The organism is Luteibacter sp. SVR4-7G (assembly GCF_056755555.1).
This window is the reverse complement of sequence record NZ_JBPGXO010000001.1, coordinates 70624-94763: the sequence shown is the minus strand read 5'-3', so window position 1 is coordinate 94763 and position 24140 is coordinate 70624. Positions and strand designations below refer to the sequence as shown.

At 67.1% G+C, this 24140-nt stretch carries 23 protein-coding genes; 11 read left to right on the top strand and 12 right to left on the bottom strand.

The features are described from left to right. Positions 1-170: 170 nt before the first annotated feature. Positions 171-407, bottom strand: a complete 237-nt coding sequence (locus tag ACR9ZH_RS00405) for a hypothetical protein (protein WP_481288777.1) — start codon at positions 405-407, stop codon at positions 171-173. 248 nt (positions 408-655) lie between these two features. Here ACR9ZH_RS00405 and ACR9ZH_RS00400 point away from each other — a divergent pair, with 248 nt between their 5' ends. After that, positions 656-3598, top strand: a complete 2943-nt coding sequence (locus ACR9ZH_RS00400; protein ID WP_481288776.1) for an autotransporter family protein — start codon at positions 656-658, stop codon at positions 3596-3598. Positions 3599-3602: 4 nt separating this feature from the next. Here ACR9ZH_RS00400 and ACR9ZH_RS00395 read toward each other — a convergent pair whose 3' ends face one another. Next, positions 3603-4481 (bottom strand): EamA family transporter, encoded by an 879-nt coding sequence (locus tag ACR9ZH_RS00395; RefSeq protein WP_481288775.1) that lies wholly within the window; start codon positions 4479-4481, stop codon positions 3603-3605. 27 nt (positions 4482-4508) lie between these two features. Between ACR9ZH_RS00395 and ACR9ZH_RS00390 the strand changes: the two genes are divergently transcribed. Beyond that, the gene (locus tag ACR9ZH_RS00390; RefSeq protein WP_481288774.1) at positions 4509-5645 is read left to right on the top strand and encodes an aminotransferase class I/II-fold pyridoxal phosphate-dependent enzyme; all 1137 of its coding nucleotides are present in this window, start codon (positions 4509-4511) and stop codon (positions 5643-5645) included. A gap of 6 nt (positions 5646-5651) precedes the next feature. Here ACR9ZH_RS00390 and ACR9ZH_RS00385 read toward each other — a convergent pair whose 3' ends face one another. The 5 genes from ACR9ZH_RS00385 to ACR9ZH_RS00365 form a co-directional block, all read right to left on the bottom strand. Next, positions 5652-6152, bottom strand: a complete 501-nt coding sequence (locus ACR9ZH_RS00385) for a hypothetical protein (RefSeq protein ID WP_481288773.1) — start codon at positions 6150-6152, stop codon at positions 5652-5654. A gap of 58 nt (positions 6153-6210) precedes the next feature. Then, on the bottom strand, positions 6211-6984 hold the full coding sequence (locus tag ACR9ZH_RS00380; RefSeq protein WP_481288772.1) for a YdcF family protein: 774 nt from the start codon (positions 6982-6984) through the stop codon (positions 6211-6213). A 43-nt stretch (positions 6985-7027) separates the two neighbouring features. Further along, positions 7028-7399 (bottom strand): response regulator transcription factor, encoded by a 372-nt coding sequence (locus ACR9ZH_RS00375; RefSeq protein ID WP_481288771.1) that lies wholly within the window; start codon positions 7397-7399, stop codon positions 7028-7030. A gap of 86 nt (positions 7400-7485) precedes the next feature. Further along, complete coding sequence (locus ACR9ZH_RS00370) at positions 7486-8127, bottom strand: response regulator transcription factor (protein WP_481288770.1); 642 nt, start codon at positions 8125-8127, stop codon at positions 7486-7488. After that, positions 8124-10064: a PAS domain-containing sensor histidine kinase gene (locus ACR9ZH_RS00365; protein WP_481288769.1), complete on the bottom strand. Its 1941-nt coding sequence runs from the start codon at positions 10062-10064 to the stop codon at positions 8124-8126. Before ACR9ZH_RS00365 ends, ACR9ZH_RS00370 begins: the two co-directional genes overlap by 4 nt. Before the next feature lie 259 nt (positions 10065-10323). On the opposite strand from ACR9ZH_RS00365, the gene ACR9ZH_RS00360 reads away from it, so the two are divergent. Then, positions 10324-10854 (top strand): helix-turn-helix domain-containing protein, encoded by a 531-nt coding sequence (locus ACR9ZH_RS00360; protein WP_481288768.1) that lies wholly within the window; start codon positions 10324-10326, stop codon positions 10852-10854. On the opposite strand, the gene wrbA is transcribed toward ACR9ZH_RS00360, so the two are convergent. Then, a complete protein-coding gene (gene wrbA, locus ACR9ZH_RS00355) occupies positions 10851-11450 on the bottom strand; it encodes an NAD(P)H:quinone oxidoreductase (protein ID WP_481288767.1) in 600 nt (199 codons plus the stop codon). The genes ACR9ZH_RS00360 and wrbA overlap by 4 nt on opposite strands. A gap of 35 nt (positions 11451-11485) precedes the next feature. Here wrbA and ACR9ZH_RS00350 point away from each other — a divergent pair, with 35 nt between their 5' ends. From ACR9ZH_RS00350 to ACR9ZH_RS00340, 3 genes are all read left to right on the top strand, one after another. Beyond that, positions 11486-11755: a hypothetical protein gene (locus ACR9ZH_RS00350; RefSeq protein WP_481288766.1), complete on the top strand. Its 270-nt coding sequence runs from the start codon at positions 11486-11488 to the stop codon at positions 11753-11755. 75 nt (positions 11756-11830) lie between these two features. After that, complete coding sequence (locus ACR9ZH_RS00345) at positions 11831-12757, top strand: hypothetical protein (RefSeq protein WP_481288765.1); 927 nt, start codon at positions 11831-11833, stop codon at positions 12755-12757. Then, positions 12747-12950, top strand: coding sequence for a hypothetical protein (locus tag ACR9ZH_RS00340; RefSeq protein WP_481288764.1), 204 nt, complete (start codon positions 12747-12749; stop codon positions 12948-12950). Before ACR9ZH_RS00345 ends, ACR9ZH_RS00340 begins: the two co-directional genes overlap by 11 nt. Before the next feature lie 14 nt (positions 12951-12964). Here ACR9ZH_RS00340 and ACR9ZH_RS00335 read toward each other — a convergent pair whose 3' ends face one another. Beyond that, positions 12965-14533, bottom strand: a complete 1569-nt coding sequence (locus tag ACR9ZH_RS00335) for an alpha-amylase family glycosyl hydrolase (protein ID WP_481288763.1) — start codon at positions 14531-14533, stop codon at positions 12965-12967. 127 nt (positions 14534-14660) lie between these two features. Here ACR9ZH_RS00335 and ACR9ZH_RS00330 point away from each other — a divergent pair, with 127 nt between their 5' ends. The 3 genes from ACR9ZH_RS00330 to ACR9ZH_RS00320 are packed head-to-tail and all read left to right on the top strand — an operon-like array spanning position 14661 to position 17604. Next, positions 14661-16334 (top strand): alpha-amylase family protein, encoded by a 1674-nt coding sequence (locus ACR9ZH_RS00330; protein WP_481288762.1) that lies wholly within the window; start codon positions 14661-14663, stop codon positions 16332-16334. Positions 16335-16393: 59 nt separating this feature from the next. Next, entirely contained in the window at positions 16394-17152 is a 759-nt protein-coding gene (locus tag ACR9ZH_RS00325) for a helix-turn-helix transcriptional regulator (protein WP_481288761.1), read from the top strand. 2 nt (positions 17153-17154) lie between these two features. Next, positions 17155-17604 (top strand): MarR family winged helix-turn-helix transcriptional regulator, encoded by a 450-nt coding sequence (locus ACR9ZH_RS00320; RefSeq protein ID WP_481288760.1) that lies wholly within the window; start codon positions 17155-17157, stop codon positions 17602-17604. A 16-nt stretch (positions 17605-17620) separates the two neighbouring features. On the opposite strand, the gene ACR9ZH_RS00315 is transcribed toward ACR9ZH_RS00320, so the two are convergent. After that, positions 17621-18250, bottom strand: a complete 630-nt coding sequence (locus tag ACR9ZH_RS00315) for a homoserine/threonine efflux transporter (RefSeq protein ID WP_481288759.1) — start codon at positions 18248-18250, stop codon at positions 17621-17623. 108 nt (positions 18251-18358) lie between these two features. On the opposite strand from ACR9ZH_RS00315, the gene ACR9ZH_RS00310 reads away from it, so the two are divergent. After that, complete coding sequence (locus ACR9ZH_RS00310) at positions 18359-19663, top strand: NupC/NupG family nucleoside CNT transporter (protein WP_481288758.1); 1305 nt, start codon at positions 18359-18361, stop codon at positions 19661-19663. A gap of 3 nt (positions 19664-19666) precedes the next feature. Then, a complete protein-coding gene (locus ACR9ZH_RS00305; RefSeq protein WP_481288757.1) occupies positions 19667-20521 on the top strand; it encodes a PfkB family carbohydrate kinase in 855 nt (284 codons plus the stop codon). A 179-nt stretch (positions 20522-20700) separates the two neighbouring features. Here the strand turns inward: ACR9ZH_RS00305 and ACR9ZH_RS00300 are convergent, their stop codons facing one another. Beyond that, the gene (locus ACR9ZH_RS00300) at positions 20701-21447 is read right to left on the bottom strand and encodes a glutaminyl-peptide cyclotransferase (RefSeq protein ID WP_481288756.1); all 747 of its coding nucleotides are present in this window, start codon (positions 21445-21447) and stop codon (positions 20701-20703) included. Beyond that, complete coding sequence (locus ACR9ZH_RS00295) at positions 21447-24080, bottom strand: M1 family metallopeptidase (protein WP_481288755.1); 2634 nt, start codon at positions 24078-24080, stop codon at positions 21447-21449. The genes ACR9ZH_RS00300 and ACR9ZH_RS00295 overlap by 1 nt, the downstream gene beginning before the upstream one ends. Positions 24081-24140 lie beyond the last annotated feature (60 nt).

Here is a 24140-nt window from a genome sequence, read left to right as displayed (position 1 = left end):
GCAGTGGGACGGACGGAACCCCCTAAGCGTGCCGCATCCTGAACGGTAGAGCCATGCATGCCACCAGTCACGGTATGGCTGGCACAAACCGTGCTTTCAAAAAAAACGCCGCTGCATGGCAGCGGCGTTTTTTTTTCCAGCCGGTCCGGAAAGGACCGGCGGCAGGCAGCTTACTGACCGCTGGCGGTCGAAGCCGGGGCGGGAGCCGTGCCGGCCGAGGTCGGCGCGGTCATGGTCGAAGCCGGTGCGGCGGTGCTGGCGGCCGGCGGGGTGGCCTCCGGAGCAGCGGCCGGGGCGGCGGTGGAAGCGGCCGACGGCGCCGGGGCGGCGTTGTCGTCCGACTTGTTGCAGCCGGCGAGCAGGGCTGCGGCGACAAAAGCCAGGGCGGTAATCGAAATAACCTTCATGATGCTGGGCTCCTCATTCGTTATGTATACACAGGCAAGTCTCGCATCCCCGGCGTTTCCCTCCGAAGACGGGCCCGTCTAGGGTGCGACGACAATTATGAAGCGTGGATGTCCAGCGGCGCAGCGCAGACGCGATCGCAGACATTTTCAGAATAATCGCGTTCCCCGGTCCGAAGCCAGTCCCTAACCTGTCATCCGGAAGTTGCCACCGGCATATCCGCCCGGCATCCAGACAAGGAGCGACTCGCTTGAAACCATTTATCCCCCACCCCCGAGGCTATCTCGCGGCTTTCGTCATGGCCGCCTTCGCCCCTGCCGCTGCGGCGGCCGAGCCCCCTCCGCTCGTCGTCGATGGGGAAGAGAAGACCATCCCCTCCGGATCCTACGAAACCGTGGCTGACTCCCAGGCCGGGCTCCGCGTGCTCAATGGCGGCCGCGCCACCGGCAGGGACGTCGACATAACCACCGCCGGCAAGAACGCCTATGCGGTTGAAACGACCTCGTCCAACAGCTTCGTCTCACTGACCCGGGGCACGCTGCGCACCACGGGGAACAGCGCCTACGGCGTGCACGTGATGGCCGGCGGCGAAGCCGAGCTGGAGAACGTGGCGATACTCACGGCGGGAGGCAGCGCGGCGGGCGCCCGCTTCAATGGCGCCGAAGCGCGGGGCGAGTTCCGCGGCGGCCGTATCGAAACCACGGGCTACGGTGCCACGGGCATCGCCGCGGAATACGGCGGCGCCTTCTCCCTCGAAGCCGGTACGCGGGTATCGACCAGGGGCACCGCCGCCAGGGGCCTGCTCGTCAGTGGCGGCGGTGACATGGAAGCCGACCTGGCCATCGTCGAGACATCGGGACAAGGCAGCCATGGCCTGCACGTGGACAACGGCTCGTCGGTCACGCTCAGCCAGACCACCCTGACGACGAGCGGCTGGGGGGCACACGCGATAAATGCCGACCGGAGCAGTGGCCTGATCACGGTCGTAGCCGGCAGCAGGCTGCGTACCGAAGGCGACGAGTCCATCGCGGTCAATGTCCAGGACGGCGCCAGGCTGGTGATTCGACGCTCCCACATCGAAACGCTCGGCGCGAACGCTCCGGCCGTCTACGATCGCGGCGCCTCCGTCGCGCTGCAGGACACCGACGTCGTGACCCACGGGAACTTCTCCTATGGCGTGACCGCCCGGGGCGGCGACTACGCGGGAAGAACCCCGCAGATCGATGTGCGCGGGTCGCGCATCGAGACGCACGGCGCATCGGCCTATGGAGCCGTGGCATCCGGTGGCGGCCGCCTCGATCTGTTCGACACCGCGATCAAGACTGCCGGTGCGAGGGGCCACGGGCTGTTCGTCCACGCGGGCTTCGTCAATGCAAGGAATGTCGTCATCGAGACGACAGGCACCGGCGCCTACGGCATCGCCGTCCAGAACGGAGGCACGCTCCAGCTCGACGGTGGCAGCGTAACCGGTGCGCAGGCGGCGATGCGATTGAACGATCCGGGAGCCATTCGCATTCGCGGCGGTGCGGAACTGTGGGGACGCAGCGGCGTCTTCGCCGACGTCGATCCCGCATCCGCCAAGGCCTTTACCCTGGTACTCGAAGACAAGGCGCGGGCCATCGGCGACATCCGCCTCTCCGCGCCGCCGAATCCGTCCGCGTCCGACGAGACGCAACTGTCCTTGTCCATCAGCGACGACGCGGTCTGGTCGGGCGCATCCTCCATCGTTCGCGAGCTTTCCCTCGAACGTGGCGGCACATGGATCGTCACCGGCGACAGCCGCGTCGGCACCCTGCGCAACGACCATGGCGTGGTCGCCTTCGCGCACGCCACGCCCGATGCATTCGGCACCCTGACGATCGCCGGCGACTACGAGGGCAACCAGGGTCTGTTCCGCATGCGCAGCCGGTTGGGCGGCGACAACTCGCCCAGCGATCACATCCACGTGCTGGGGAATACCGCGGGCACCAGCTTCATTGCCGTGGACGCCCTCGATGGCGCAGGCGATCACACCCAGGACGGTATCCAGCTGGTCGTGGTGGATGGCCGGTCCGATGGCCGCTTCGCATTGTCGGGCCGTGCCGTCGCGGGCGCACACGAGTATTTCCTGCACCAGGGTTCGCTGAGCCAACCCGGCAACGGCGGCTGGTACCTGCGCTCGTCGCTGCCCGATCCCATCCTCGAGCCCGAGGAAGGCAAACAGCCGGTCGTTCCCGCTCCGGTCGATCCGATCGATCCTGTCGATCCCCCGTCTCCCGTCACGCCGCCTCCTTCCGTGCTCCGGCCGGAGACCGGCACCTACCGCGCCAACCAGACCGCCGTGCTGGACATGTTCCAGGCGGGGCCCGGTGCCGGCAGGGACGACGAACCCGACGTCGCCCGCGGTAGCGCCTGGGCACGCTTCGAACGGAAGCACACTGCTTTCGACGTCGGCGGCCAGATCACGACCACCACCTCCACGAACGAACTCACCCTCGGCACGGACCTGTTCCAGGGCAGCGGCGAAGTGGAAACCCATCTCGGGATCATGGCCGCGGCGGGCCGGTCGGACACGCGCGGCACTTCGTTGCTTACCCGCTATTCGGCGAAGGGACGCGTGAGGGGCGCCGGCGGCGGCATCTACGGCGGCCTGCGCACGACCGCCGGCACCTACCTGCGGGGCTGGATGCAATACGCGCATTTCAACCAGCGGGTCGAAGGCGACGCCCTCGCCGCCGAGCGCTACGGCAGCGGCGTCCTCACCGCCAGTGCGGAGGCAGGACACCGCTGGCGGAAGGCGCTCAATCGCGACACCGACGTCTACCTCGAGCCGCAGGCACAGATCCTCGCCACGCGCCTGCGCAGCCGCGCACATACGGAAGCCGGCGGCACCCGGGTGACGCCGTTGCATGCAAGCGGCAGCAGCGCCCGTGTGGGCATGCGGGCGGCGGCGCGCTGGCACACGCCCGGCGGGCATGTCGCTTCACCCTACTTCACCGGCAGCTACCTGCGCCGGCTCGGCAGGCTCGATGCCACGCAATTCAACACGGCCTCGTTTGCCGATGGCGTGCCACGCAACGCCTATGCGTTGAAGCTGGGGCTCAGCATGCTGCGCAATGACGGCTGGCGCCTGTGGGGGGATGTGGAAACCCGCTTCGGCGCGCAACGCTACCGTCGCGTGGCCGGTACGCTCGGCGTTCGCAAGACCTTCTAGCCGGTCAGCCTGCCAGCTCCGCCGCGTCCGGCCCTGCCCGCCGCGCCGTCACCGTGCTTCCGATGGACGCAAGCACGATGAAGCCGATCGCCAGCCACTGCAACGATGTCAGGTGCTCTCCGAGCAGAACCATCGCCAGCAGCGAGGCGACGGCGGGCTCCAGGCTCACCATGATGCCGAAGGTCTCGCTGGGCAGGCGTTTCATGGCCATCATCTCCAGCGACATGGGCACGGCGCTGGAGACGATGGCTACGCCCAGGCCGGCGGCGAGGATGGCCGGATCGAGCAGCGCCGCGCCTGCATGGATCACCCCGTAGGGCACGACCACCAGGCTGGCCGCCACGAGGCCGAGCGACACCGAGTGCCCCGCGTGCAGATGCCCTGCCCGCTTGCCGAACACGATATACAACGCCCAGCAGACGGCAGCCCCCAGTGCGAGCAGCACGCCCGTCGGATCCAGCGTGCTCCCGTGCCCGAGCGGCAGGATCATCGCCAGCCCGGCAATGGCCGAGGCGAGCCACAGGAAATCCATCGGCCGGCGTGACGACCACATGGCCACGGCCAGCGGACCGCTGAATTCGATCGCCACCGCGATGCCGAAAGGGATGGTACGCAAGGCCAGGTAGAACAGCAGGTTCATCGTGCCGAGCGTGAGTCCGTAGCGAACGATGGAGCCCGCGTCGGGTCGGCTGAGCGGCCACCGCCACGGACGCCACACCGCCAGCAGGACGAGGGCCGAGAAGCCGACCCGCAGTGCCGAGGTGCCTTCCGCGCCGACCAGCGGAAAAAGCTTCTTCGCAAAGGAGGTGCCTATGCAGAGCGAAGTGACCGAGCCGAGGACGGCCAGCGCGGGCAACCATGGGGTGGAACGCAAGGATGTCATCGACACGCTCGGGGCAACAATGCTTAGATGCGCATCATGACATCGCTGCCCGACTTCCGTCTCGAAACGTATTTCTCGCGCTGGGAATTCGCCGCGCGTTACCACCTCACCGCTTCCGACGCCCAGAGCATGAGCCTGTCGGAACTGCTTGCCCTGGCCGAACCGGCCGACCGCGAGGCCTTCGAAACGCTGCACCTGGGCTACACGCAGACCTATGGCGCACCCGCCCTGCGCGAAGCGATCGCCGGAACCTATGACGAAAGGAGCGCGGACGACGTGCTCTGCTTCGCGGGCGCGGAAGAAGGCATCTACATCGCCATGCGCGTGCTGCTGGAGCCGGGCGACCATGCCATCGTCGTGACGCCCAACTACCAGGCCGCGGAGACGGTGCCGCTATCCATCTGCGAAGTCACCGGCGTAGCCCTGGACCCGGATGATCGCTGGTCGCTCGACATCGACAGGGTCGCGGCCGCGATCCGGCCGAACACCCGCGTCGTGTCGATCAACTTCCCGCACAACCCCACCGGCAAGATCCTCGAGCGCGAGCGCTTCGACGCATTGATCGCGCTATGCCGGGGCCACGGCATCTGGCTCTTCAGCGACGAGGTCTACCGGCCGCTGGGCGCCTCCGGCACCGTCCACCTGCCTAACGTCGCCGACGTGTACGAACGCGGCGTCTCGCTCAACGTGATGTCGAAGGCCTACGGGCTGCCGGGACTGCGCATCGGCTGGATTGCCTGCGCCGACCGCGACCTGCTGCGGCGCATGGAGCGCTACAAGCATTACCTGTCGATCTGCAATGCGGGGCCATCCGAACAGCTGGCCCTGATCGCCCTCAAGGCGAGGGAAACCATCCTGGCAAGGCATCGCGAGCGGCTCGATCGCAACCTGGCGACCCTGGACGGTTTCTTCGGCCGCTGGAGCGACCGCTTCGGGTGGTACCGGCCCGACGGCGGATGCATCGCTTATCCCCGCTATCTGGGCGCCGAGGGCGTGGACGCGTTCGCCGCGGACCTGGTGGAGCGTGCCGGCGTGCTCCTGCTGCCGGCATCGAACTACCGCTCGGCCCTTACTGACACGCCCACGGACCGGTTCCGCATCGGCTTCGGCCGGGCCGATTTCGACGACGCCATCAGGGCGCTGGACGGATACCTGCGGGGGTAGGACGACTTACTGCCCGTCGTCCTGCGACATCAGCGCGTTGATCTGGGCCTTGTGCTTTTCGTAGAAAGCCACGTTCGCCTGGTTCACCTTCGACTGGTCCACGTACTGGGCCATCTGCGGATTGTTCTTCGCTTCCGAGGCAATGGCCGCGTTGGTCACCGCCAGATTGGCCAGGAGGAATTCGCGGGGCGTGAAGTTGTACTTCTGCAGCAGTGGCCCGATGCGCGGATCCGCGTCGGTCACCTGCTTCGCGAGGTCGTCGAGCGAGTGAATCTTCGAAAAGTCGGTCTTCGCGTCCTTCGGCTTGATGCCGGTCTTCTTGGCCTCCTCCGAGACCTTCACGATGCGGTTGAAGACGTCTTCGTTGAGGTTGTAGTTCTGGATCGCCTGCTTGTCCGAGGCGGGGATCTGCGAAGCGGGATTGGGCGCATCCTGCTGTGCGAAGGCAGCGACGGGCGCAACCGAAGCGAGGGCCAGCAGGGCGGCAAGAAGATAGCGAGACTTCACGGGCAACTCCTGTGATGGGATACGTGCTGGACGGCGGTACAGCATAAGCGGGCAATTGTTAGGTATGTGTCTGCGTGGTCACGGTTTCTTCAGGAACCTTGGGCACGTTCCAGCCTAGCGCGTTGTACAGGCGGTAACGCGCCACGCCGACGTATTCGTGGATCGCAAAATCGGCGAAGGAAAGGTTTTCCGAAGTGGGCAGCCAGTCGTATCGCGCTCGCACGTAGTCGCCACGCACGGTCTCACCGCGAATGCCGAAGTGGGCGAAATAAAGCGCTACGCGCTTCAGGTGCACCGCCGAGGACACGAGCACGACTTTGTCAGCGCCGTAGGCCGCCAGCAAGGGCCTGCTGAACTGGGCGTTCTGGAAGGTGTTCATGCTGCGCCCTTCCAGGATCAGGTCGGCACGCGGGATCCCGAGCCGGTCGAGGGAGATCGCATAGACATCGGCTTCGGACTGTTTCAGCCTCGCCGCGTCGCCGCCACTCACCTCCAGCTTGCACTCCGCGCCCGTGGCGACGCATGCGTGATAGAGCTGCGCGGCGCGAAGGATGCGGCCGTTGGCATAGAGACTTGGCTCGACCGCGCCCGCGCTGCCGCGCACCGTTCCCGCGCCGAGCAGGATGATCGCGTTGCGCTTGCCCCATTGCGTCACATCGGGTGCGAACCCGGCCTGCAGCTGGGTGAGCAGCATGTCGGTAAGCGGCCCGCAGCCGGCGAAGAACAGCCAGGCAAGGGCGAGGAGGGAAAACGTCCACCCTCCGCGCGCACGGCGGCGAGCGAGCAGGACGAGACCGATGACCAGCAGGATGAGGAACAGTATGAGTGTCATGGGCGCGGAGCGTAGCAAACCCGGATGACGAAAAGTCCTGACCTCATTCGCGGTGCAGCGCACGCTCCAGGCACTCAACCAGTTCGGCGCCGCTATAGGGCTTGCCGAGGTAGCAGAAGGCGCCGGCCGCCATAACGCTGTCGCGCATCGCATCGTCGGGGTACCCGGTGACGAAGACGACGGGATAAGTGCGGCCGCGCTCGATCAGGCAACGGTGCAGGGCCATGCCGTCGAGACCGGGCATATGCACGTCGGTCACGAGGCAATCGACCCTCGCGTCGTCGCCCTGACGGAGGAAATCCTCAGCCGAGGCAAAGCTTCGCACCTCGTGTCCAAGCGACCGCACCAGACTGGCCGTGGCCGCTCGCACAGCCTCGTCGTCGTCCACGATCGCCACGATCCTGTTAGCGGTCAATGTTACATCCTCGCCGGCATGTGCCGACCCTGCCACAATTACAGTGCGCTGCCCCACGCCGGATGGGAATCATACTGAAGTGTGCATCAGGGCCGGGTTGCCAGCGCTTCGGCCTGTTTCACCAGCTCCGCCAACGACTTCGCGCGCATCTTGCGCATCACGTTGCCGCGGTGGATCTTCACGGTGATTTCCGACAAGCCCAGCAGCGCCCCGACCTGCTTGTTCATGAGGCCGGCCGTCACATGGGCCATCACCTCGCGCTCGCGCGGCGTGAGCGATGCATAGGCGGTACGCAGGGCGTCGAGGGCCACCGCGTCGCGCCGGTAGGCGGCGTCGCGTTCGATCGCGTTCGCCACGGCGTCCAGCATGTCCTGGTCGCGGAAGGGTTTCGCAAGAAAATCCACCGCACCCGCCTTCATCGCGCGCACGGACATCGGAATGTCTCCGTGCCCGGTCATGAAGATGATCGGCAGGCGGTTGTCCATCGCGGCCAGCTGGGCCTGGAAATCGAGCCCGCTGACCCCGGGCAGGCGCACGTCGAGCACCAGGCATCCGGGCGCCCCGGCATTGTCGCGCGCGAGGAAGTCGGCGGTGCTCCCGAACGTCGCGACGGCCAGGCCCACCGACCGGAACAGCGAGGACAGCGCCTCGCGAACGGAGGCATCGTCGTCCACCACGCAGACAACCGGCGCGACCGTCTGGCTGGCGGCGATGGTGGCACGGGTCATGCCTGCGCCTCCTCGGCCACCACGAGCGGCAGGGTGAAGTGGAAGGTGGCTCCGCCACTCGGGCGGTTCGTGGCCCACAGCCGTCCGCCGTGCGACTCCACGGTGGAACGGCAGATGGCGAGGCCCATGCCCATGCCGTCGCCGCGCGTGGTGACGAAGGCGTCGAACAGGTTCGGCGCGATGTGTTCGGGTATGCCGGTGCCGCTGTCTTCCACTTCCACCAGCAGACCATGTGCGGAATCGGCACGCGCGCGCACGACCAGCCGGCGGGCGCCGCAGGTATCGGACATGGCGCGAATGGCATTCGCCATCAGGTTCACCACCACCTGCTGCAACTGCACGCGGTCGCCGCGGGGCATCGGAGCGTCCCGGGCGATCTCCACGCAGAAGGCGATGCGATGCTTGGCGAGTTCGCCGTCGAGCAACTGCGCGCACTCCTCGATCAACGCGGCAAGGTCGAAGTGCACGTGCTGACGCGGCTCCTTGCTGGCCAGGCTGCGCACGCGGTGCACGAGTTCGCTGGCCCGGCGCGCATCGCGCACGACGCGCTCGATGCCGTCGCAGGCTTCGCCGATATCGGGGTCGGTGCGGCGCAACCAGCGCAGGCTGGCCTCGCCGTGGGTGACGATCGCCGCCAGCGGCTGGTTCACTTCATGGGCGATCGACGCACTCATCTCGCCGAGGGCGGTGATCCGCGCGGCCTGGGCGAGCTCCGCCTGCACCGCGATGAGCGCGCGTTCGGCGCGCTTGCGGTCGGTGATGTCCACCACGCTGACGAGCACGCGGTCGTAGCGCGTGGGACCGAGCGGCATGTTCAACGCGAACAGCACGGTGAGACGCTCCCCGTCCAGGTTCATGAGCTGCGTCTCGCCCTCGGCGACGCCACCGCGCTCGATCGTCGCGAGCATGCGCGCGAACGTGCGATGCGAGGGGGCGAGGATGCGGGCGAGCGGGCCGATCAGATCCTCGCGCCGGCGCGCGCCGAGCATGCGCACCGTGGCCTGGTTCACGTCCACGATCCGGGTGAGCGCGGTCGCTTCGCTCACGAACGCCGGGTGCGCCTCCAGATAGGCTGCGAGATCGGTCACGCCGTCCTCGCGGAGGAGGCGGACACGCTCCATCACCAGCGAATAGTCCTGCTCCCAGAAGCAGAACCGTGCGTGCTCGAACATGCTGCGGTAACGGCGTTCGCTCTCCGCCAGCGCGGCCGCGGCGGCACGGCGGCCGGTCACGTCCGTGCCCGCTTCGAGGATCACCCGCGGCTTGCCGTACTCGTCGCGCAGCAACGCGCAGCGCGATTCGACGATGACGATGCGGTCGTCGCGATGGCGCTGGAACACCTCGCCCTCCCAGCGCCCGGTACCGAACAGCGCGGCTTCCGCTTCGGCATGGTCGCCCGGGAACGCCGTGCCGAGCAGGTCGCTCGCCCGCCGCCCCAGCGCTTCCTGCGCCTTCCAGCCATACAGCTGCTCGGCGCCGCCGTTCCAGAGCACGATCACGTCATCCATGTCGCGTACGAAGATCGAATCGTGGGTGAGCTCGATCAGCCGGGCCTGGCCGGCGATGGTGATCATGCGTTCGCGGTTACGCAATGCCAGCGCGCCGGTGATGCCGATGGCGCCGAGGCTGACCGCACAGCGCAGCATGGACGCATCCATGGAAGGCCAGCCGTGGCCGCGCGCATAGGCCACGGCAGTGAGACCCATGCAGCCCACGGTCGCGCCCACGATCGCACGGCGGCTGCCACTGGCCGCGACGAGCAGGATCACCACGACGTACACCACTGCGACCGCACTTTGCAGCGGGGTGAAGGTATCCACCAGGAACACGCCCAGCGCCAGCAGGGCGCCTGCTCCCATGAGCAGAACGGCGACCAGCCGCCGGGGACGCGTGGCAGGTGCGTAGGCCTGACTTTGCAGGGGCCGGAATCGGGTCATCGGGCAGGCCGCATCTCGCTGTCTTGTACGGAATGAGCGTGGAGTCTTTCTGAACTGCCTTTCGTTCGTCTTGCACGCCGGTGATGGTTTTTGACCGTTACGGTACGAACGCTACAAGAAAAAGTCACACGGCGCTGACTCATCCTTTGGTATGGCGCCCCCCGACCGAATGTAGAATTTCGGCAAGATCCGCATCGCGCATACGCTCCCCGTCATGGGCAGTCCCGCCCATGACCTACCCGCCGTGGAGCAGACGCACATGCGCATCGAACTCAATGTCCCCGAGGCCGTGCACGGCATGCCGCCGTTCGCCAACGTTACCAGCCTGCTCGAACAGGCGCTCACTGCCGCGGAAACCGACCTTGCCACCACCCGCGCCTGCGTCGCCCAGGTGGCGGCGCTCCTCGAGCGCGAACAGACGACCCCGGCGTCGGTCCGCCGCCGCGTCGGAGCCGGCCTGGCCCCATGGCAGGCGCGCCGGGTGGCGGCCCACGTGGAGGAAAACCTGGGCTTTTCGATCACCATCGACCAGTTGGCCGCGATCGCCGGCCTCTCCAGCAGCTACTTCTGCCGCGCCTTCAAGGACAGCTTCGGCGACCCGCCGCATGCCTACATCATGCGCCGCCGCGTGGAACGCGCGCAGACCCTGATGCTGCAGACCCGCGAACCCCTGAGCCAGATCGCCCTCGCCTGCGGCCTTTCCGACCAGGCCCACCTGTGCAACCTGTTCCGCCGCCTGGTGGGGCAGAGCCCCAGCCAATGGCGGCGGTCCCGCTGGCAGGAGGCTTAACCGAACAGCTTGGTGGCGACTTCCGCTATGTGCTTGCCCTGGAATCGCGCCCCGGCGAGTTCATTCTCGCTCGGCTGGCGCGAACCGTCGCTCGCGGCGATGGTGGTCGCACCGTAAGGGCTGCCGCCGGTGATTTCGTCGAGTCTCATCTGTCCCTGGAAGGCATAGGGCAGACCCACGGGAATCAGGCCGAGATGAAGCAGGTTCGTGATGATCGAGAAGAGCGTCGTCTCCTGGCCGCCGTGCTGCGTGGCCGTGGACGCGAAGGCGCCGCCGACCTTGCCATTGAGCGCGCCGCGGGCCCACAACGGACCGGTCTGGTCGAGGAAGTTGGCCATCTGCGAGGTCATCCGGCCGTAACGCGTGCCGGTACCGATGATGATGGCGTCGTAATTGGGAAGGTCGTCGACCGTCGCCACGGGAGCGGCCTGGTCGAGCTTGAAGTTGGATTTGCGCGCCATGTCCTCGGGCACCAGTTCGGGAACGCGCTTGATGTCCACGGTGGCACCCGCTTCGCGGGCGCCTGCGGCGACGGCTTCGGCCATTTTTTCGATGTGACCGTAGGTCGAGTAATAAAGGACAAGAACTTTAGCCATGGATGTGTACTCCTTCGGGGTTCGAGGTGAAGAGCATGTTTGCCAGCGTCGTCGATATACGTTCCATCGTTCGCGCCGATAACTACCATGCCCACGCCTGGCATGTCCTGCACGAAGCTGCCCGCATCGAACCGGACGAATTCGCGCGGATGGCGTGGTATCGGGACGATCCCATCGCCGCGCTCGGCCAGCAGACGGCCGAGTCCCTCGTCGCCTGCGGCCGTCACGAAGAAGTGCTGGCTTTCCTTCGCCACGTGAACCGCGACCTGGGCCTGGAACCGGCAAGGATCTTCGCCCCGTTCTGAGCTCCCCCGTGGTGGCGCCCCTCCCGGCGGCGCCGGGTCGCGGTAAAGTCGGACGAAACGGAACCGGGCCACGACGTGTCGATCGAAGAAGCCACTACCCCCGACCGCGACGAACGGCTCACCGCCGAGCGCGCCTATGAGCTCTACTGGGCCGACCTGCTTGGCCGCGACGCGCCCTTCACCTGTGTCGGCACCGGCTGCTCGGCCCCGTTGATCTGCGCATGCCTGGACAAGCCCGAGCAGAACCTGAGAATCCGGCCCTATTTTCGCTCCTACCGCCTGGAAGACCATGCGGAGAGCTGCGAGGTCGCGCACGGGCGCGGCGGAACGACACCCACCAGACGTGCGGACGTCTTCGAGGCCGAGCGTCCGGCGGGGCATTTCCGTGCGGAAAAGCAGGCACCGAAGGCCCCGGCGGGCGATCTGCCCGCACGGCGCGTCGCACCTGCGCCGTCGGCTGGCCTGACCCCGCGCGCCAGCCACTATTACCGCCTCTCCTCACTGGTGCAGAAGTTCCTGGAGCATCGCCGGGACAAGGACCTGGCCGAAGCCACCGTCGAGATCGGCGGCGAAACCACGACCTACGAAGCGCTGTTCCGCAACATTTACCGGCAGAAAGTGGCCGACCTGCTCGGCACGCGCGCCGTGTGGTGGGGCACGGCGTCCATTCGCGCCACGAAGGAGGGTGGCTACTACCTTCGCTTCTCGCGCCCCTTCCGGCATGAGGACAGCGAACTGCGTCCGACGATCACGTTGACCGCGAAGGACATCGAGGCCTATCCCGTGCGCAAGCTGCTCCGGGCGCGCCTGGACAAACTCATCGAGGAATCGGACGGCTATTGCGTAGCCTTCGTCTGGGCGAAGCCCTGGATGCCGAAGGACGCGGAGAAGCCCTTCGTCCGCTTCTACGTGAACAACCTCGACCACATCGACGTGCGCGGGCCGGAGATACTGGAAGAGTTGAAGAACACATCCAGGGTAACATCGGGTCATGTCGCCTGAACGCCGCAAACGGCGCAAACGCCTGCGCCTCCCCTTCGTCCGCCATCCGCGCGATGCGTCGCACGATTACGACGATGCCAGCTACGACGGTGGCGTCTCGGGTGGCGCCTACCTGCGCCATGTCGTGATACTGGTCATCGTGCTCATCGCCGTCGTCGCCCTCCTCCGCTGGCTCCTGCCTGCCTCCGCGTAGGAGCGCACGAGGGACTATCCCGCCTGATAGATCCTGGCCTCCGCCGGGCGCAACCGACCGCGCATGCCATCGCCGTACGTCGACAGCAGTATCTCGCCCGGAGGCTCCTGGCCAGGAATATCCGCGAAAGCGTCGGTGAAGTTCAGCACGACCACGATACGTTCGTCGCCATAAGCACGTTCGTAAACGAGCACCGCATCGTCGGCGTGCGAGATGCGGACATCGCCCCTGCTCAGTGCCATCCTCTGCCGCCGAAGCCTCAGCAAGGCCTTGTACAGCGATAGCATCGAGCGCGGATCGTCCGACTGCGTCGCCACGTTGCAGGTCGCGACATCGTCGCCCATGCGCAACCACGGCCTGCCCCGCGTGAACCCTCCACCTTCGTCCGGGGTCCAGCGCATCGGGGTGCGCTGTGGGTCCCTGCCAAGTCCCTTGTGCGGCTCGTTGAGTTCGAACGGATCGCGCACTTCCCCGAACGGGATCGCCACGTCGTGCATGCCGATCTCGTCGCCGTAGTACATCGTGGGCGTCCCCCGCAGGGTCAGCAGGAGCACGGCCGCGACCCGCGCCTGGGCGTCTCCCACGCGGGAAGCGATGCGTGGTTTGTCGTGGTTGCCGAGTACCCAGTTCGGCCAGCCCCCGGGCGGCAGCGCGGCTTCGTAGCGGGCGATCAGGTCCGCGATCGCCTGCGCCGTCCACGGCGTGCCGATCAGCAGGAAGTTGAAGGGCAGGTGCGCGCCCGAGAGGTTCTCGCCGTAATAGACGACGATGCGCTCCAGCGGCAGGTACAGCTCGCCGATGAGCACGCGGTCGGGAAACTCGTCCACCACCGAGCGCATGGCCGAGACCGCGCCCTGCGTCTCGGGAATGTCCGCCGTGTACAGCGGTAGGTAACGGTGTGCCTCCGCATCGATGCCTTCGCGGAATGCGGGGTTCGGCGGGTTATCGCGGAAGGCCGCGTCTTTCATCACGTGGTAGATCACGTCCACGCGGAAGCCGTCCACGCCACGGCGCATCCAGAAGCGCATCGACTCGTACATCGCCTCGCGCAGCGCCGGGTTGCGCCAGTTGAGATCGGGCTGCCTGTCGAGGAACAGGTGCAGGTAGTACTGCGCGGTCAGCGGATCGAAGGTCCAGGCGCTGCCGCCGAAATTCGACAGCCAGTTGTTCGGCGGGCCGCCGCCAGGCGCGGGGTCGCGCCAGATATACCAGTCGCGGAACACGCTGTCGCGCGAACGGCGGCTTTCGCGGAACCAGGGATGTTCGTCGGAACTGTGGTTCGGGACGAAGTCGAGGATCACCTTCAGGCCGAGCGCATGGGCATCCGCGATCAGCGCGTCCATGCCGGCGATGTCGCCGAAGAGGGGATCGATGCCCCTGTAGTCGCTCACGTCGTAGCCGAAATCGGCCATGGGCGAAGGGAAGACCGGCGAGATCCACAGCGCGTCCACGCCGAGGTCCGCGAGGTACGGCAGCTTGCAGCGGATACCTTCGAGATCGCCGATGCCGTCCCCGTTCGCATCGGCGAACGAGCGTGGATACACCTGATACACGACGCCATCGCGCCACCACGACTTTTCCATGGTCCTCGTCCATCGCCGCTGAAGCGGCTCACGCACAAAGCACCAAGCCTCGCCGGTGTGGCGTGTACGAAATGCCTTCACACCTCGTCCTCTAGCCTCCGGGACATCCCCAGCCCCGGATGCCGTCATGATCAACGACCTCTGGTACAAGAACGCCGTCGTCTACTGCCTTTCCGTAGGCTCCTTCCAGGACTCCAACGGCGATGGCGTCGGGGATTTCCAGGGCCTGGGCCGGCGCCTGGACTACCTGCAAGGCCTTGGCGTCACCGCGCTCTGGCTGATGCCGTTCCAGACCTCCCCGGGCAAGGACGGCGGCTACGATATCTCCGACTACTACAATGTCGATCCGCGCTACGGCACCCTCGGCGACTTCGTCGAGTTCACCCATGCGGCGCGCCAGCGCGGCATGCGCGTGCTGATCGACCTGGTGGTGAACCACACCTCGGACCGCCACCCCTGGTTCCGCGAAGCCTGTCGCGACCCCTCGTCGAAGTACCGCGACTGGTACGTCTGGTCGAAAACGCGGCCGGACAATGCCGATAAAGGCATGGTCTTCCCCGGCGTGCAGAAGAGCACCTGGAGCTACGAGAAGACCGCAAAGGCCTGGTACTTCCACCGCTTTTACGATTTCCAGCCGGACCTCGACACGTCCAATCCCTACGTGCAGGCGGAGATCCTGAAGATCATGGGCTTCTGGACGCAGCTCGGTGTGTCGGGCTTCCGCATGGATGCCGTGCCCTTCGTCATCTCCACCAAGGGCGCCGGCATCAAGCGCCCCAGGGAGCAGTTCGACATGCTGCGCAGCTTCCGCGAACTGCTGCAATGGCGGCAGGGCGACGCGGTGATCCTCGCCGAGGCGAACGTGCTGCCGCGCGACGACATGGAGTACTTCGGCGCGGACGGCGACCGCCTGCAGATGATGTTCAACTTCCAGGTGAACCAGCACCTGTTCCACGCGCTGGCATCGGCCGACGTCCGTCCACTGGCGGGCGCGTTGCAGAAGACACGCCCGCGCCCGGCCACGGCGCAATGGGCGCAGTTCCTGCGCAACCACGACGAACTCGACCTTGGCCGGCTCACCCCCGCGCAGCGCGAGCGCGTGTTCGCGGAGTTCGGTCCCGACAAGGACATGCAGCTGTACGACCGTGGCATCCGCCGGCGCCTCGCGCCCATGCTGCGCAACGACCGCCGCCGCCTCGAGCTTGCCTACAGCCTGCTCTTCACCCTACCCGGTACGCCGGTGCTGCGTTACGGCGACGAGATCGGCATGGGCGACGACCTGTCCCTGCCCGAACGGGAATGCGCTCGCACCCCGATGCAATGGTCCACTGAGCCCTACGGCGGTTTCACCCGACTGCGCCGCGGTGGAAAGACGGTGATTTCGGACGGCCCCTTTTCCTACCTACACGTCAACGTGGCGCAGCAGCGCCGCGACCCCGCTTCACTGCTCAACTGGATGGAGAGGATCATCCGCATGCGCAAGGAGATTCCGGAAGTCTCCTGGGGCGATTTCGAGGTGTTGCCGCTCGATGACAACGCCGTGCTGATGATGCGTTACACCTGGCGCGGGAACGCCGTCCTGTTCCTCCACAACCTCGGCGACGCGCCCGTGGAAGCCGACTTCGCGGGGCCGGCGCAACTCACCAACCTGTTGTCGGAAGACCACAGCCAGCCGGACGGCCAGGGCCATCACCACGTCATGCTGGAGCCCTACGGCTACCGCTGGTTCCGCGAAGGCGGGCTGGGTTACATCCTCGACCGGAAGGAAATCGACGGGGCTACCTCTTATGGGGGTAGGTGACGATCCTTGCATGCGCAATGCTTGGGTTGTCCTCCGATACCTCGAAAGGATCGGCCCCCATGTACCGCGCCGAACCCATCAGCAGCATCCGCCGTGCGGACTTCCCCACGGTCATCGTCGATCTCGCCCAACGCTCCGCCGCCGTCGACCACGGCGACCGCCAGGGCAGCACCCGGCTCGTGGAAGACTTGCGCGGCCGGGCGCAACTGACCGAGATCCCGCTCGACGACGCCGTCAACGACCTGCTCCTGGTCTACAGGGCGACCTGCGCGGCCGACGCGGAAGGCGCCGTGGCCATCCTGTTCCGCCGCCAGGCCGAGGGCGACGTGGAGGCGGGGCACCCGCCCGCCGTGCGCACCCTGGCCCAGGTGCTGTTCGAGAGCCTGCGCGCCGACTCACCCAACACGCCCTTGCTGGCCCATGTGGCGCTGGCCCTGCGTGCCCTGGTCCGTGGCTCCGCGCCGCGCGAGGACGGCGGCATGCCTCGCGGCGGCCTCGCCACATGGCAGGAACGCCGGGCCATCGCGTACATGGATCAGAGGCTGGACCAGTCCTTCCCGGTGTCGGACGTCGCCGAGGCGTGCGGTCTCTCGGTCAACCATTTTTCGCGGGCGTTCCGCCGCAGCATGGGCAAGCCCCCGCACCGCTGGCTGCTCGACCGGCGGATCGACCGGGCCCGCGAGCTCCTGCGCGATACCACGCTCTCGCTGGCCGACATCGCCCTGGCCTGCGGTTTTGCCGAACAAAGCCACTTTACCCGCGTGTTTACCCGTACTGTCGGCATGCCGCCGGGAGCCTGGCGGCGCGCGGCGGACTGACTATGGGTAACGACGAAAACACAGCTTCCGCCCTCGGACTGGGACGCGACCTCATGCTGGCCGGCTCGCGCTTGCGCGATGCCGTGGGCCGGCGTGCGCAACGCGAGTTCGGACTGACCGCGCTGCAGAGCGACATGCTCCTCCTGCTCGCCCTGCGCGGCAGCATGATCTCCACCGAACTCGCCACCGCCTGCGGCGTCAACGCCAGCACGGTGACCCACGCGGTGGACGCCGGGATCGAGCGCGGGCTGATGCTCCGCGAGCGGAACGAAGAGGACCGCCGCCTGGTCGACATCGCGCTGACCCCCGCGGGCAAACGCATGGCCGAGCGCGTGCGGGCGCTGGTGGCCGATCTGGCCCGCACGGCCCTGGAAGGGGTGGACCAGCCGGCCGTGCTCGCCGAGAGCCTGGCCCAGGTCACCCGCAACCTGGAAAAGGGGCAGATCCCCTAAGGCCTGTTCACAGGCCCTAGGCCGCGCGGCGGCCGAAGATCAGGTGCAGGCCGAACAGCGCGAAGATGGCCCCGGCTCCGCCGTCGATCCAGCGGCTGGCACGCACGTAGCCGCGTCGCATGGCCGGCAGCGCGAAGATGCCCGCCACCACCGAGAACCAGAGCATGGTCTCGAGGGTGACCATGGCCCAGAGGCCCCAACGCGCGGCGGCGGACATGCCGTCGCCCACGAAGGCCGAGAAGATCGAGGCGAAATAGATCGCCGCCTTCGGGTTGGCCAGATTGGTCGCCAGGCCCCTGACCAGGGCACGCCACGGACTGGAGCCGCGGACGTCGACCACCGGCACGGCCGCATCGGGCTTCGCCTTCCACGACGCGCGCAGCATCTGGAAGCCCATCCAGCACAGGTAGGCGCCGCCGGCGATGGCGATGCCGCGCTCCAGCCAGGCCAGCCGGTGCAGCAGGATGTGCAGGCCCAGAAGCGCCAGCGCGGCCCACACCGCCACGCCCAGCGCGATGCCTACCACGCCCGCGAACGCCTCGCGCCGCGAGCGGCTGGCGGCCAGTTGGGAGACGAAGAAGAAATCGGGACCCGGCGTGACCAGGGCGACGATCTGGACGATGGCGATGGTAAGGAAGAGGTTCATAGGGCGAGGTTACCGCAGCGCGCCTTGCCCGCAAGGGCCCCGTCCCGTAACCTCGCGTTTTTTAAGCGGTCACGGGGCTACCCCCGGCCTTCGAAGGGGTAAGTCACGATGCTGGTTCTGCTGGGCCACGTTCTCTTTGGCCTGTTCGGCCTGATGGTGCTCGTCGCCATCGCCTTCTGTTTCTCCAACAACAAGCGCCAGGTCGACTGGAAGCTGGTCGGCACCGGCGTGCTGCTGCAGATCGTGTTCGCCGCCATCGTGCTGAAGGTGCCGCTGGGCCGCGACGTCTTCGACGCGATCGCCACCGGCTTCGTGCGCCTGCTTGACTACGTGGACGTGGGTTCGCGCTTCATCTTCGGCAGCCTGCTCGACAGCGACAAGTTCGGCGTCATCTTCGCCGTGAAGGTGCTGCCGACCATCGTCTTCTTCGCAGCCCTCACAGGCGTGCTCTACCACCTCGGCGTGATGCAGCAGATCGTGAAGGGCATGGCCTGGGTGATCACCAAGGTGATGCGCGTGTCCGGCGCCGAGACCACCAGCGTCTGCGCCAGCGTGTTCATCGGCCAGACCGAGGCCCCGCTCACCATCAAGCCGTACATCGAGCGGATGACCCAGGCCGAACTCATGACCGTCATGATCGGCGGCATGGCGCATATCGCCGGTTCGGTGATGGCCGCTTATGTGGCGATGCTCGGCGGCGACGATCCCGCGCAGCGCATGTTCTACGCGAAGCACCTGCTCACCGCGAGCGTAATGGCCGCGCCGGCCACCATGGTGCTGGCGAAGATCCTCGTGCCCGAGACGCAGGAGCCGCTCACCCGCGGCACGGTGAAGATCGAGGTCGAGAAAACCACCGCCAACGTCATCGATGCCGCCGCGACCGGCGCAGGCGACGGCCTCAAGCTGGCCATGAACGTCGGCGCCATGCTGCTGGCCTTCATCGCGCTCATCGCCCTCATCAACGGCCCGGTGCAGTGGGCCGGCACGATCGGCGGCGAGCACAGCCTCAACGCATGGCTCAGCGCCAGCGCGGGCCATCCCGTCGCGCTCAGCCTGGAAACGATCTTCGGCTGGATCCTCGCGCCGGTGGCCTGGCTCATCGGCGTGCCCTGGCAGGACGCCACCCTCGTCGGCAGCTTCATCGGCCAGAAGGTGGTCATCAACGAGTTCGTCGCCTATGCCGATCTCGCCCGCCACCTCGACGACCTGCTGCCGCAGAGCCGCCTCATCGCCACGTACGCGCTGTGCGGCTTCGCCAACTTCTCCTCCATCGCCATCCAGATCGGCGGCATCGGCGGCCTCGCCCCGAACCGTCGCGGCGACCTCGCCCGCCTCGGCCTGCGTGCCGTGCTGGGCGGCTCCATCGCCACCTTCATGACGGCGACCATCGCCGGCGTGCTCGAGCAGTTCTGAGGCATGGCCGGCGTACGCCTGCTGGTCGTCGGTGGCTATAGCGAGGAAGAGCGCTGGCGCACGCCGCGCCTTCCGCGCGCCGGCGAACCTGCGTACGCCGACGATTTCGAACGGCGTCCCGGTGGCAAGGCGTTCCACCAGGCCGTCGCCGCGGCGCGCTCCGGCGTGGCGACCGGCCTCGTCGCCGCGATCGGCGACGACACCATCGATCCTTCCGGCCTGCCGGCCAACGTCGTCGCGCGTTGGCAGGTCGTGTCGGGCATCCGGACCGGCCGCACCGCCATCGTCGTGGATGCGAAGGGGCAGACCCTTTCGGTGTTGTCGTCCGGTGCCAACGATCATCTCGATGCCGGCTTCGTCGCCGCGCAGACGGACCTGTTCGACGGTGCGAAGGTATTGCTCATCTCCACCGAGGCGAACATCGACGCGGTCGCCGCGACGCTCGAACTGGCCGGCGCGAAGCGGCTCCTGCGCGTGCTCGATCCGGGGCCGTTGCCGCCGGCGCTGTCGGTGCGCGAGTTCGCCAGCACCGACGTGCTGCTGCTCGATGTGCACGAGTTCGCGCGCGCGTCGGGGCGTTTCCTCTCCATCGACATCACGGCGCAGGCGGTGACGGCGATGGACGATACGACCATCAATGCGCTGGCCCGGCGCCTGTGCGCCGGCACGGTGGTGGTGTCGCTGGACCGCAGCTGCCTCATATCCCACGGCAGCGATCGGCATGGCGACGAGGCGGATCTTTACCGTGTGCCTACCTGCGGCGCGGGCGACGTGTTCAAGGGCACCTTGGCGGCGCGGCTGGTCGATGCGCCGTGCTTCCGCGAAGCACTCCTGGCCGCCTGCACAGCCGCCGGCTGACAATTCCCGCTGATGCCGGGACCATGTAGGAGCGCGCCCTGCGCGCGACATGTTTTGAGGCCGTGCCCTGGAGCTGGCGCGCCAGCTTCGGGACTGCGGCGAAAAGATGTCGCGCGCGAGGCGCGCTCCTACAAGTGCGGTGGACTGTGGCGAAAAGATGTTGCGCGCGGGGCGCGCTCCTACGGGTGCGGAGGGTTGTCGCGGGTGGGGCTCAGGCGGATTTCGTAGACGGCGTCCCAGCGCTTGCCGGTGACGAACAAGCGGTCGTGTGCGGGGTCATATGCGATGCCGTTGAGCACGTCGTCGGCTGGATCCTGCACGTGCTGCATGGCGGCGAGGTTGCCCAGGTCGATCCAACCGACCACGTGGCCGTTCGACGGATCGATGCGCGCGATCCGCGAGGTCTGCCATACGTTCGCGTAGATCTCGCCCTTCACCCACTCCAGCTCGTTGATCTGCTGCAACGGCTCCCCGTCGACCGTCACGTCGATCGCGCCGGTCTGCGCGAACGTGGACGGATCGAGGATGCGGATGCGCGGCGTGCCGTCACTCATGAAGATGTGTGAGGCGTTCCGCGTCATCGCCCAGCCTTCTCCGGGATAGTGGATCTCGCCCAGCAGCGCGAAGCTCGTGCGGTCGTAGAGGAACCCCACGCCCTCGCGCCACGAAAGCTGCAGGATCTTCGAACCGCTGGCGACGATGCCCTCGCCGAAGACCTGCCGGGGAACCTCCCGCTGCTGCACGACCTCGCCGGTTTCCAGGCGCACCTTGCGCAGGCCCGCGCCCGCAAAACCGCCCGTACTTTCGAAGAGGAACCCATCGTCGTAGTACAGGCCTTCGGTGAAGGCCTGGCGGTCATGCGGGTACGTATGCACGATGCGCGCGGTGGACGTCGGAACGTCCACCGGCGCCGGTAAGGCTGCCATCATCCGTTCTTCTTCAACCAGGCATCCACGGCGGGCAGGCGCTCGTTCCGCACCATGACGCGATACCGGATGTTGACCATGCTGGTCTCGGCGTCGCGGCGCGAGCTGGCGGCAATGTACTTGTCGGCGAACGCCTTGATCTTGTCGACCATGGCGATGTCCATCGAACCGCTCGCCAGCCTCGGGTAGTAGCGGGAGGTCGAGGTCGAATCGACGAAGTGGTCGACCTTGTCCTTGTTCGCCACCGCGAAGTCGAAGGCCAGTTCCGGATGCGCGCGGGAGGCCGCGGAGATCATCGCCGCACTGTTCGTGGCGCCCGGCTCGTCGGTGAGGGCGAGGGCCAGCGCGCGCTTGGCGAGGGCCTCGTCTTCCGGCGTGGCCAGCAGCGCGTACAGGCGGTCCTTCACCAGCGGGGTCTTCTCCGCCTTCGCTTCCGCGTGCAGCTTGTCCCAGGTCGCGGCGTCGGCATGCGCGGCCACCACGGCCAGGATCGACTTGCGCAGCTCGGCCGGCATCGTGTTGGTTTCATAGCGGCGACGCGCCTCGGCGATCACCTTGGCATCGCCCAGGTGCGCCAGCGTACCGATCAGTTGGGTGCGAAGGATCGCCACCGGCGCTTCCTCGCCCGGCCTGGCTTCCCAGCCCACCTGCGCGAACTTCGGTTCCAGGCGCGAGATGGCGTACTTGCGCAGCGCTGCCTGGCGCTTCGCGTCGCCCTGGTAGTAATCGTCCAGCGCGGACATGTCGCCGGCCACCTCTTCCCACAGCTGCGGCGAGGCATCCAGCGGCACGGCCTTGACCAGGTCGAGCACGTCGGAGGCCGGCTGCAGGCCGGCCATGCCCAGCGCCCACACGTCGGCGGTGAGACCGAGCTGGTCGATCGGATCCAGCTTCGCGAAGGCGCCCTGCAGCGCCTTGATCTGCGCCGGCGCGTACAGCGTGCGGTAGTAGCCGGTCTGTCCGGCGTTGACCAGCACCGGCGTACAACCGGCGACGGTCAGCGTGCCTGCGCCGTCGGTCAGCAGCGTCGACGCCGGCTCGCCACCCACGGTCTTCGCGAGCACCGGCACGTGCCAGGCGAGCGCCTTCTTCCCCGGACGGTCGCGGGTGAACTCACCCTGCGACAGCTTCAGCGTGGTCGAACCGTTGGCGCAGGACACGGATTCCACGCGCACCAGCGGTATACCCGGCTGCAAGGTGAAGTCGTGGGCCACGGTGCTCACCGGCTTGCCGGCGGCCGCGTCGATTTCCTTCCAGAGGTCGTCGGACACGGTGTTGGAGTACTTGTGCGCCTTGATGTACGCCTGCACGCCCTTCTGCCAGGTGTCCGCACCGACATAGGCTTCGAGCATGCGGATCACCGATTCGCCCTTGGCGTAGGTGATCGAGTCGAAGGCCTGGCTGGCCTGCTCCACCGTCTCCACGTGCTGCACCACCGGATGCGTGGTCGCAACGGCATCGCGTGCCATCGCGCCCTCGCGGATGGACACCGCCTCGAGGTTGGTATGCCATTCCGGATGCAGGCGCTGCGTGGTCCGCGACGCCAGCCACGACGCGAAGCCTTCGTTGAGCCACAGGTCGTCCCACCAGCGCATAGTCACGAGGTCGCCGAACCACTGGTGCGCCATCTCGTGCGCGGCGGTGTTGAACACTTCCTGCTTGTCCGACTGCGTGGAGATGGACGGATCGAGCAGCAGCGCGTATTCGAAGGTGTAGATCGCGCCCCAGTTTTCCATGGCGGAGAAGAACTGGCTCTGGCCCGGCGACGCGATGTTGTCGAGCTTGGGCAGGGGGTAAGGCACGCCGAAATACGCGTTGTATTCCTGCAGCACGGCCTTGCCCGAGTCGAGCGTGAACTGCGCCTGGGAAGTGAGTCCCTTCTGCGTGATCACGCCGATTTCCACGCCGTCGCTCTTCGTCGTGGCGCGGTCGAACTCGCCCAGGCCGAAGAACAGCAGGTAGGTGGACATCTTCGGCGACGGCTGGAAGGTGACCAGGGAGAGGCCATTGCCGAGGTCCTTCTTCGACGCGGCCGGCATGTTGCTCACGGCCATGTCCTGGCTGGGCACGGTGGCCTGCAGCGTGAAGGTGGCCTTGTAGGCCGGCTCGTCCCACGACGGGATGAAGCGGCGCGCGTCGGAGTTCTCGAACTGCGTGTACAGGGCGCGTTTCTTGCCGTCGGACTTGGTGTCGTAGTCGATGGCGAACAGGCCGTTGGCCTGGGTACCGATCTTGCCGGTGTAGTTCATCGACAAGGTGTACGAACCCGCCGGGAGAGCGTGGTCGAAGGTGAAGGTGGCGGTCTGCGCCTTGTCGTCGACGGACACCTTCGGCGCCGCGAACTTCGCCTTGCCCTTCGCAGGGACGAGGGTCACGTCGGCGAAGCTCATGTCGATCGCGTTGAGGGTGATCGACGCGGTGGGCTCGAGCACGTCGATGGCGATGGACACCTTGCCGTCGAACGTGAGGTTGTCGGCATGCGGCACCACGGCCACGTCGTAATGCGTCGGCCGCACGTTGCGCGGCAGCTGGGTGGTGGCGAGCTGGCTGTTGTCGGCGGCAGGCGCGGCTACCGCGGCAAACGAAAGACCGGCGAGCGCGAAGGCGATCGCACTGACGAGAGGTGTACGCATGGAGAGACCCTTGGTTCGCGCCCCGCCGGACATCCGGCGGCGGTCGATCCGCCGATGGTC

Bases quoted from the DNA above. Each gene is read 5' to 3' on its own strand.
- ACR9ZH_RS00315 (WP_481288759.1), bottom strand. From the start codon at position 18,250: ATGAACCTCTTCCTTACCATCGCCATCGTCCAGATCGTCGCCCTGGTC.
- wrbA (WP_481288767.1), bottom strand. From the start codon at position 11,450: ATGGCTAAAGTTCTTGTCCTTTATTACTCGACCTACGGTCACATCGAA.
- ACR9ZH_RS00310 (WP_481288758.1), top strand. From the start codon at position 18,359: ATGCTGGTTCTGCTGGGCCACGTTCTCTTTGGCCTGTTCGGCCTGATG.
- ACR9ZH_RS00405 (WP_481288777.1), bottom strand. From the start codon at position 407: ATGAAGGTTATTTCGATTACCGCCCTGGCTTTTGTCGCCGCAGCCCTG.
- ACR9ZH_RS00370 (WP_481288770.1), bottom strand. From the start codon at position 8,127: ATGACCCGTGCCACCATCGCCGCCAGCCAGACGGTCGCGCCGGTTGTC.
- ACR9ZH_RS00320 (WP_481288760.1), top strand. From the start codon at position 17,155: ATGGGTAACGACGAAAACACAGCTTCCGCCCTCGGACTGGGACGCGAC.
- ACR9ZH_RS00390 (WP_481288774.1), top strand. From the start codon at position 4,509: ATGCGCATCATGACATCGCTGCCCGACTTCCGTCTCGAAACGTATTTC.
- ACR9ZH_RS00380 (WP_481288772.1), bottom strand. From the start codon at position 6,984: ATGACACTCATACTGTTCCTCATCCTGCTGGTCATCGGTCTCGTCCTG.
- ACR9ZH_RS00350 (WP_481288766.1), top strand. From the start codon at position 11,486: ATGTTTGCCAGCGTCGTCGATATACGTTCCATCGTTCGCGCCGATAAC.
- ACR9ZH_RS00305 (WP_481288757.1), top strand. From the start codon at position 19,667: ATGGCCGGCGTACGCCTGCTGGTCGTCGGTGGCTATAGCGAGGAAGAG.
- ACR9ZH_RS00395 (WP_481288775.1), bottom strand. From the start codon at position 4,481: ATGACATCCTTGCGTTCCACCCCATGGTTGCCCGCGCTGGCCGTCCTC.
- ACR9ZH_RS00330 (WP_481288762.1), top strand. From the start codon at position 14,661: ATGATCAACGACCTCTGGTACAAGAACGCCGTCGTCTACTGCCTTTCC.
- ACR9ZH_RS00360 (WP_481288768.1), top strand. From the start codon at position 10,324: ATGCGCATCGAACTCAATGTCCCCGAGGCCGTGCACGGCATGCCGCCG.
- ACR9ZH_RS00335 (WP_481288763.1), bottom strand. From the start codon at position 14,533: ATGGAAAAGTCGTGGTGGCGCGATGGCGTCGTGTATCAGGTGTATCCA.
- ACR9ZH_RS00340 (WP_481288764.1), top strand. From the start codon at position 12,747: ATGTCGCCTGAACGCCGCAAACGGCGCAAACGCCTGCGCCTCCCCTTC.
- ACR9ZH_RS00365 (WP_481288769.1), bottom strand. From the start codon at position 10,064: ATGACCCGATTCCGGCCCCTGCAAAGTCAGGCCTACGCACCTGCCACG.
- ACR9ZH_RS00295 (WP_481288755.1), bottom strand. From the start codon at position 24,080: ATGCGTACACCTCTCGTCAGTGCGATCGCCTTCGCGCTCGCCGGTCTT.
- ACR9ZH_RS00300 (WP_481288756.1), bottom strand. From the start codon at position 21,447: ATGGCAGCCTTACCGGCGCCGGTGGACGTTCCGACGTCCACCGCGCGC.
- ACR9ZH_RS00325 (WP_481288761.1), top strand. From the start codon at position 16,394: ATGTACCGCGCCGAACCCATCAGCAGCATCCGCCGTGCGGACTTCCCC.